Below are 8,052 nucleotides of genomic sequence, written 5' to 3' on the forward strand. Positions count from 1 at the left end.
TTGGCTCATGGGTTCCGTCCTTCGGAGGAGCCGCTCGCGAGCAGTTCCTCCACGCTCCTGGCGGGGTCCGCCGCGGCTGCCGTGAGCAGCTCCCGCACCTGTCCGGCTATCCGGGCCAGGACGTCCTGGTCACCCCGGTACTCCAGGGCGAGGAAGAGCTGTTCGTCGACGCGGAAGGACAACCGCAGGGTGTGCGGGGTGACTTCGTGGGTGTGTACACCGACGATCCGGGCCGCGCCCTCCGGCGGCAGCGCGGCCGCCCCCAGCGCCTCGGACGCCGGGCGGTTGACCGGGTAGTTCTGGGCCGCGACGGTGGCGTCGAACAGCTCCGGCAGGCCCACCGTCCGTTCGATGTCGGTGAGGCTGAGGTGCTGGTGCGCGATGAGCGCGCCCTGTTCGGCCTGGAGCCGGGTGAGCACCTCGGTGAGCGGCGCCCCGGGGCTCCAGCGGACCCGGACCGGCAGCAGGTTGGCGTAGCTGCCGATCGCGTGCTCGATGCCGGGCACCTCGGGGGCGCGCCCCGAGACGGTGTAGCCGAAGACGGTGTCCTGCCGGCCGGTCAGACCGCCCAGCACGATGCCCCAGGCGCCCAGGACCAGGGTGTTGAGGGTCAGGCCGTGCTCCCGGGCGCGTTCGCCCAGGGCCCGGGTCACGTCGGCGGGCAGCAGGACCAGGTCCTGGACGTGCGGTGCGCCCTCGTGGTGGCCGGGGTCGCTCTCCCGTACGAGGGTGGGGCCCGGCAGGCCCTCCAGCGCGGTGCGCCAGGCGTCCTCGGCCGCCGCGCGGTCCCGTCCGGTCAGCCAGTCGGTGTACGGTCCTCCGGTCTTCGCCGGGGGCATCGCGGAGTCGTCGGCCCGGTGCTGGTAGAGCACCCACAGGTCGTCCAGGAAGACGGGGAAGGACCAGCCGTCCATCTGGAGCTGGCTGAAGCCGATGAGCAGCCGGTGGCGCCGCTCCCCGAACCGGACGAGGGCGAAACGCACCAGCGGGGACCGTGCCACGTCGAACGGGCGGTCCTGCTCCGCCGCCGCGAGCTTCTCGAACGCCTCGTCCTGCTGGTCCTCGGGCAGGTCGCCCAGGTCGTGTTCGGACCAGGGCAGTTCGAACTCGCCGGGCACCACCTGGAGCGGGCGGCGCAGCCCTTCGTGGGCGAACGCGGCGGTCGTCTCCGGGTAGCGGCGCAGCAGGGCCTCGGCGGCCAGCCGCATGGTGTCCGCGTCGAGTTCTCCCTCGAACTCCAGCCAGAAGTACCAGCAGTCCTGGAGGACGCGGCCGGTGCCGGTCTCGCGGCGGGCGGCCGCCAGCAGCGAGTGCTGCATGGGGGTGACCGGCAGGACGGCGGTGTGGCCGGGCCAGCCCTCGGCGACCTTCGCCAGGTCGGCGGCGGGCGGTGCGAACTCCTCGCGGGCGGTGCGGTCGGTCGGCTCGGTGCGGGCGACGAGCTGTTCGGGGCTGCCGTACCGGAACACGTCCTGGACGGTCAGCGCCAGTCCCGCGGTCCGGGCCTGCTGGACCAGGGTGAAGGCGGAGATGCTGTCCCCGCCCAGGGCGAAGAAGTTGCTGTCGGCGCGGACCTCCGGCAGTGCGAGCACCTCCGCGAAGAGGCCGCACAGCTGCTCCTCGGCGGGGGTGCGGGGCAGGATTCCCTCCGCGGCGGCGGCGGCGAGGTCCGGGGCGGGCAGTGCCGCCCGGTCCACCTTGCCGTTCGGCGTCAGCGGTACGGATTCGAGCTCGACGAAGACGGTCGGCACCATGTGGGCGGGCAGCCCGGCCGACAGGTGCCTGCGCAGCTCCGCGGAGTCCGTGCTGCCCTGCGCGGGCACCACGTAGCCGACCAGCCGCCGCACCCCGGGCCGGTCCTCGCGCGCCGCGACCACGGCGTGGGCGACGGAGGGATGGGCCGAGAGCGCCGCCTCGATCTCGCCGAGCTCGATCCGGAAGCCGCGGACCTTGACCTGGTGGTCGGCGCGGCCGAGGAACTCCAGCGTGCCGTCGTGCCCGCGGCGCACCAGGTCCCCGGTGCGGTACATCCGTTCGCCGGGGCGGCCGGTCGGGTGGGCGACGAAGCGTTCGGCGGTGAGCCCGGGGCGGCCCAGGTAGCCGCGGGCCAGCGAGGGGCCCGCGAGGTGCAGCTCACCGGTGCCGCCCGCCGGGACGGGCTGCAACCGCGCGTCCAGCACGAGCAGTTCGGTGTTGACGATCGCGGAGCCCAGCGGCGGGTTGCCGAGGTCGGTGCGGTAGTACGGCCGGGTCATCGTGGCGCACACCGTGGACTCGGTGGGGCCGTAGGCGTTGAACATCCGCCGGCCCGGCGCCCAGCGGGCCACCAGCGAGCCGGAGCACGCCTCGCCCGCCGTGATCAGGCAGCCGCCCGCCAGGGCCCGGCTCTCGGGCGAGGTAGCGGCGAGCACCGCGGGCGGCAGGGTCGCGTGGGTGACCCGCCGTTCGGTGAGCAGTTCGGTGAGCGGTTCGCCGGGGGCGAGGCGCTCCTCCGGGGCCACCACGAGCGCGGCGCCGGACAGCAGCGCCATGCACAGCTCCCAGAACGCCGCGTCGAAGCTGGGCGAGGCGAACTGGAGCACCCGGCTGCCCGGCCCGAGGTCGAACGCGTCGATCTGGGCGGTCAGCAGGCTCGCCACTCCCATGTGGGTGACGACGACGCCCTTGGGGCGGCCGGTGGAGCCCGAGGTGTAGATGAGGTAGGCCGGGCAGGGCAGGTGGAGCGGCCCGAGCCGGTCCTCGTTCGTCGGGTCGTCGGCGCCCTGCCCGGCGAGGTCCGCCGCGGTCCCGGGGTCGTCCAGCACCAGCGGGTCCTGCACCGGCAGCCGTCCGGCGACGGCCGCCGAGGTGACGACCAGGGCGGGCCGCGCGTCGTCGAGCATGTACGCGATCCGGTCGGCGGGGTAGTTCGGGTCCACCGGCAGGTAGGCGGCGCCCGCCTTGACCACGGCGAGCAGCGCGACGATCAGGTCGCTGCCGCGCGGCACGGCGACGGCGACGAAGCTCTCCGGTCCGGCGCCGCGGGAGATCAGCAGCCGGGCCAGCCGGTTGGCGCGGGCGTTCAGCTCCGCGTACGAGAGGACGCCGTCCTCCCCCACCACGGCGGCGGCCTCGGGATCGGCCGCCGCCCGCAGCTGGAACAGTTCGGGTACGCACAGGGGAGGAATCATCTTCCGGTGCCTCCGGTCACTGTGGTCATCGTGTCGTCGACGGACCGTTCGAGGCCCTCGGCGAAGGCGGTGAGCACCTCCAGGAACTGGGCCTGTACCCGGTCCATCCGGCCCGGCTCGAACGCCTCGCTCCAGTACTGGGCGAGGATGCCCAGCTCCGGTCCGGGCGCCACCGCGAAGCGCAGCGGGACCCGGGCGGCGTCGTGCGCCTCCATGCCGAGGATCTGCACCAGGTGCGGCGGCATGCCGGGGGCGCCGGGCATCGGCGGGCCCATGGGCATCGGCGGCCCGGCGGGCAGGTCCGCACCGGGAGCGCCCTCGGGCATCGGCGGCATGCCGGGCCCCGCGGGACCGCCCGGCATCGGCGGCATCCCCTCCGGGGCGCCGGGAGCACCGGGCCCCATCGGCATCGGCGGCCCGGCGGGCATGCCCTCGGGCATCGGCGGCATTCCCTCGGGGCCGCCGGGCATCGGCGGCATTCCCTCCGGGGCGCCGGGGCCACCGGGCATCGGTGCGCCCGCCGGCATCGGCGGGGGCGGCGGGGTCGTGGTGGTCGGCTGGCTCTCGAACACCACGAGGGTGTCGAACAGCGCGTCCGTTCCCGCGATGTCCATGAGCCGGGCGAGGCTGATGTGCTGGTGCGCCATCAGGCCGGCCTGGCCGCGCTGGAGCCGGGTGAGCACGTCGAGGACCTGCTCGCCGCCGTGCCAGCCGAGCCGTACCGGCAGGTTGTTCATGAACATCCCGGCCGCCTGGTCGATGCCCGGCAGCTCGGCGGGGCGGCCCGCCACGGTCACGCCGAAGACCTGTTCCTCGCGGCCGGTGAGCCGGCCCAGGAGCAGTGCCCAGGCACCCGTCACGAGGGTGTTGAGGGTCAGGTCGTGGGCGCGGGCGCGGGCGACCAGCGCGGTGGTGACGTCCTCGGGCAGCAGGGACGTGGTCTCCACGACGGTGACCCGGCCCGTGGCCGGTGCGGCGGGGACCAGCGGCGCCGGGGCGGGCAGCCCCTCCAGGACGACGCGCCAGGCGTCCTCCGTCGCGGCGGTGTCCCGGCCGGCCAGCCAGCCCGCGTACTCGCGCTGCGGCGGGTCCTGCGGTACGGGCGGCAGCATGGCCTCGTCGCCGCCCATCATGTAGGTCATCCACAGCTCGCCCATGACCAGGGGCAGCGACCAGCCGTCCAGCAGCAGCGGGGCCAGGCTCAGCACGAACCGCCAGCTGTCCGGGGCCAGTTTGACCGCGGTGCACCGCACCAGCGGCGGCTCGGCCAGGTCGAAGGGCGTGTCCTGGTCCTGTCGCAGCAGCCGCTCCAGCTCCCGCTGCTGCTCCTCCCCCTCCGTGCCGGAGAGGTCGACCTCGTGGAGGACCGGTTCGGCCGCGCCCGCGACGAGCTGGACGGGGCTGCCGTCCGGGCCGGTGCGGAAGACGGCGCGCAGCGCGGGGTGGCGGCGCAGCAGCACGGCCAGCGTCCGGCGCATCACCTCGGGGTCGAACGCCCCGGAGAGCGGGAAGCTGAACTGGTCGGTGTACGGGCCGGGGCCCGTGCCCGCGGCGGCCCGGCGGATCATGGCGTCCTGCAGCGGCGAGACGGCCAGCGCCTCGGTCCCGTCCGGCAGTCCGTCGGCGAGGCCGGCGAGGTCGGTGCGGGCGGTGGCGGCCTCGGTCCGGCCCTCCCCGTCACCGGTGGGCACCGGTACGGCGAGCGCGGCCAGGGCCGCGGGGGTGGGCGAGGTGAAGACGTCCTTGGTGCCGAAGCCGATCCCGGCCAGGCGGGCCTTCTTGACCAGGGTGAACGCCCCGACGCTGTCCCCGCCCGCGGCGAAGAAGCTGGTGTCGGCGCCGATCTCCGGCTCGCCGAGCACCTCGGCGAACAGTTCGCACAGCCGTCGCTCGTGCTCCCCGCGCGCCGCACGGCCGCCCACCGGGGCGGCGGCGCCGGGCGCGGGCAGTGCCTTGCGGTCGAGCTTGCCGTTCGGGGTGAGCGGCAGCGCCGCCAGTTCGACGAAGGCGGTGGGCACCATGTACTCGGGCAGCCGGGCGGCCAGGGCCGTGCGCAGCGCCTCGGCGTCCACCGGCGCGTCCGCGCCGTCGGCGGGCACCACATGGGCCACCAGCCGCTTGGTGCCCGGGCGTTCCTCGTGCACGGAGACCGCGGCCGCGGCGATGGCGGGCAGGCCGGTGAGCGCGGCCTCGACCTCGCCGAGCTCGATCCGGAAGCCGCGGACCTTGACCTGGTCGTCGGTCCGCGCGATGAAGTCCAGCTGTCCGTCGTCCCGGCGCCGCACCAGGTCCCCGGTGCGGTACATGCGCGCGCCGGGGGCGAACGGGCTCGCCACGAACCGTCCCGCGGTGAGGGCGGGCCGGTCGTGGTAGCCGCGGGCCAGCAGCTCGCCGCCGATGTAGAGCTCCCCCACCGTGCCGGTGGGCACGGGGGCGAGCCGCTCGTCGAGCACGTAGAGCCGGGTGTTCCAGATGGGGCGGCCGATGGTGACCACGCCGGCCGGGACGGCGTCGCCCGGCTCGATGCGGTACTCCATGCAGCCGATGGTGGTCTCGGTCGGCCCGTACTCGTTGACGACGGTGGCGTCGGGCCGGCGGGCGCGCCACTCGTCCAGCGCCTCGCCGAGCAGGGCCTCGCCGCCCAGCACCAGCTGCCCGGTGGGCGAGTAGGCGTCGGGCAGGGCCGCGAGCAGGGCGAGGTGGGTCGGGGTGGCCTTGACGAAGGTGGCCTCGGGCAGCTCGGCGGCGTCCGGTGCCGTGCCCTCGTGCAGCTCGACCAGGTGCGCGCAGCCGCCCGCGGTGAGCGGCGCGTACAGGCCGGTGGCCGTCAGGTCGAAGGCGACGGGCGAGTGCACCAGGGCCCGTCCGGTGACCGCGCCGTACGCCTGCCTGGCCCAGGCCAGGTAGACGTTGAGCGAGCGGTGCTCGACGACGACGCCCTTGGGGCGGCCGGTCGATCCGGAGGTGTGGATGACGAAGACCGGGTTGGCGGGGCGCAGCGGCGCGGTCCGCTCGGCGTCGGTGAGGTCTCCCGTCGCCTGCCCGGCCAGCTCCGCCGCGGTCGCCGGGTCGTCCAGGACGACGCGGGCGGCGGCGGTCTCCGGCAGCGCGCCGAGGGTCGCGGCGTCGGTGACGAGCGCCACGGGGGCCACGTCGGCGAGCATGCCGGCGATCCGCTCGGCGGGGTGGCCGGGGTCCAGCGGCAGGTAGGCGGCACCGGCCTTGATCACGGCCAGCAGGGCGACGACGAGGTCGACGGACTTGGGCAGGGCGACGGCGACGAACCGCTCGGGCCCCGCCCCGCGCCCGACGAGCAGCCGGGCCAGCCGGTTGGCCCGCTCACCGAGCTCCGCGTAACGGAGCTCGGTGGAGCCGTGCGCGACCGCGGGCGCGTCCGGGGTCCGGGCGGCCTGGGCCTCGAAGAGCTCGGTGAGCGTGGCCTCGACCACCTTGTGGTCGGTGTCGTTCCATTCGACGAGCAGCCGGTGGAGCTCGTCGGGGGTGAGGTTCCCCGGTCCGGCGGCGGGCCCGGTCATGCGGTCTTCCCCGGCCGGCGGGGCGTGCCCAGCTCCACGGGAAGCGAGACCAGGCCGCGGGCGACCGGGTTGGACTTCCAGCGGACCTGCCCGGGGTCCCCGGCGTGCCGCAGGTCCGGGAAGCGCTCGAAGATCCGGTTGAAGACCGTCTGGCCCTCGATGCGGGCGGTCATGCCGCCGACGCAGTAGTGCGGGCCGTGGCCGAAGCCCAGGTGGCCGGCGGTGTTGCGGGTGATGTCGAAGCGCTCCGGGTCGGGGTAGCGCTCCGGGTCGCGGTTGGCGGAGGCCCGGGACAGGATGACGATCTGGTGGCGGTCCACCTCGACGTCGCCGAAGGCCATGGGCTCCGCGGTGTACTGCGGCGTGACGATGTCGGTCGGCGGGTAGTAGCGCAGCACCTCCTCGACCGTGTTCGTCACCAGCGACGGGTCGGCGGTGAGCTGCTTGAGCTGGTCGGGGTTGCTCAGCAGGGCGTGGATGCCGTTGCCGAGCAGGTCGACGGTGGTCTCGTGACCGGCGACCACGAACAGCATGGCCTGGGCGATCACCTCGTCCTCGTCGAGGAACTCCCCCGCGTCCAGGGCCCGGACGAACGAGGTGAACGCGTCGTCGGCGGGGTTGGCCCGCTTCTCGCCGATGAGGGCGCGCAGCCGCTCGACGGCCACGACGGCCCCGGCCGCGTACTCGCCGGTGGCGCCCTGGTCGCGGGAGGCGTCGGTGCCGTAGCCGAACAGCTCGTGGTCCTCGGCCGGGACGCCCAGCAGCTCGCACACGACGGTGAGCGGGAGCTTCCAGGCGAAGTCCTGGATCAGGTCGACGGGGCCGTCGCCGGCCCGTTCGGCGAGGTCGTCCAGCAGCCCGTCGGCGAGGACCTCGATGCGGGGCCGCATGCCCTCGATGCGCCGCTTGGTGAAGAACCGCGACAGCACCGCGCGCAGTCGCGGGTGGTCCGGCGCGTCCAGCAGCGTCAGGTTGCGGCCGAGCAGCCGCGCCACGTCACCGCCGATGGCGGGCGGCTCGGGTATGCCGAGCTCGGCCATGAAGGCGGTCAGGTCGTGGCGCAGCCGGGAGTCGGCCTGCCCCGCGTGGACGTCCTCGTAGCGGGTGACGAGCCAGGCGTGGCCGGGCGGGCCGGGCCAGGTGATGCCGCGGACCGGGTCGTTCTCCCGGAGCCAGGCGTAGGTGGGGTACGGGTTCTGGAAGAACTCCGGGTCCCACACGCCCGGACCGCTGCCGTTGATGGGCTGTCCGGGAGCCGCCGGGGGGGCCGCAGGCCGGCCTTCGAACGGGGGAGTTTCGGACATGGGTCGGGTGCCTCCTCAAATCAGGGATGTCAGGATTCGGTC

At 74.9% G+C, this 8,052-nt stretch carries 3 protein-coding genes; all 3 read right to left on the reverse strand.

Annotation, left to right across the window (positions count from 1 at the left end; all coding sequences use genetic code 11):
- Window positions 1-5: 5 nt before the first annotated feature.
- The 3 genes from ACFYW1_RS36695 to ACFYW1_RS36705 are packed head-to-tail and all read right to left on the reverse strand — an operon-like array spanning window position 6 to window position 8,010.
- On the reverse strand, window positions 6-3,170 hold the full coding sequence (locus ACFYW1_RS36695) for an amino acid adenylation domain-containing protein (protein WP_389003662.1): 3,165 nt from the start codon (window positions 3,168-3,170) through the stop codon (window positions 6-8).
- Window positions 3,167-6,706: an amino acid adenylation domain-containing protein gene (locus ACFYW1_RS36700; RefSeq protein WP_389003665.1), complete on the reverse strand. Its 3,540-nt coding sequence runs from the start codon at window positions 6,704-6,706 to the stop codon at window positions 3,167-3,169. Before ACFYW1_RS36700 ends, ACFYW1_RS36695 begins: the two co-directional genes overlap by 4 nt.
- Window positions 6,703-8,010, reverse strand: coding sequence for a cytochrome P450 (locus tag ACFYW1_RS36705; RefSeq protein WP_389003668.1), 1,308 nt, complete (start codon window positions 8,008-8,010; stop codon window positions 6,703-6,705). The genes ACFYW1_RS36700 and ACFYW1_RS36705 overlap by 4 nt, the downstream gene beginning before the upstream one ends.
- Window positions 8,011-8,052: the final 42 nt, after the last annotated feature.

Origin of the sequence: Streptomyces sp. NPDC002669 (assembly GCF_042889165.1) — a bacterium.
GTDB lineage: Bacteria > Actinomycetota > Actinomycetes > Streptomycetales > Streptomycetaceae > Streptomyces.

Coding starts and splice junctions, on each gene's coding strand:
- ACFYW1_RS36695 (WP_389003662.1), bottom strand. CDS start 3,170: ATGATTCCTCCCCTGTGCGTACCCGAACTGTTCCAGCTGCGGGCGGCG.
- ACFYW1_RS36700 (WP_389003665.1), bottom strand. CDS start 6,706: ATGACCGGGCCCGCCGCCGGACCGGGGAACCTCACCCCCGACGAGCTC.
- ACFYW1_RS36705 (WP_389003668.1), bottom strand. CDS start 8,010: ATGTCCGAAACTCCCCCGTTCGAAGGCCGGCCTGCGGCCCCCCCGGCG.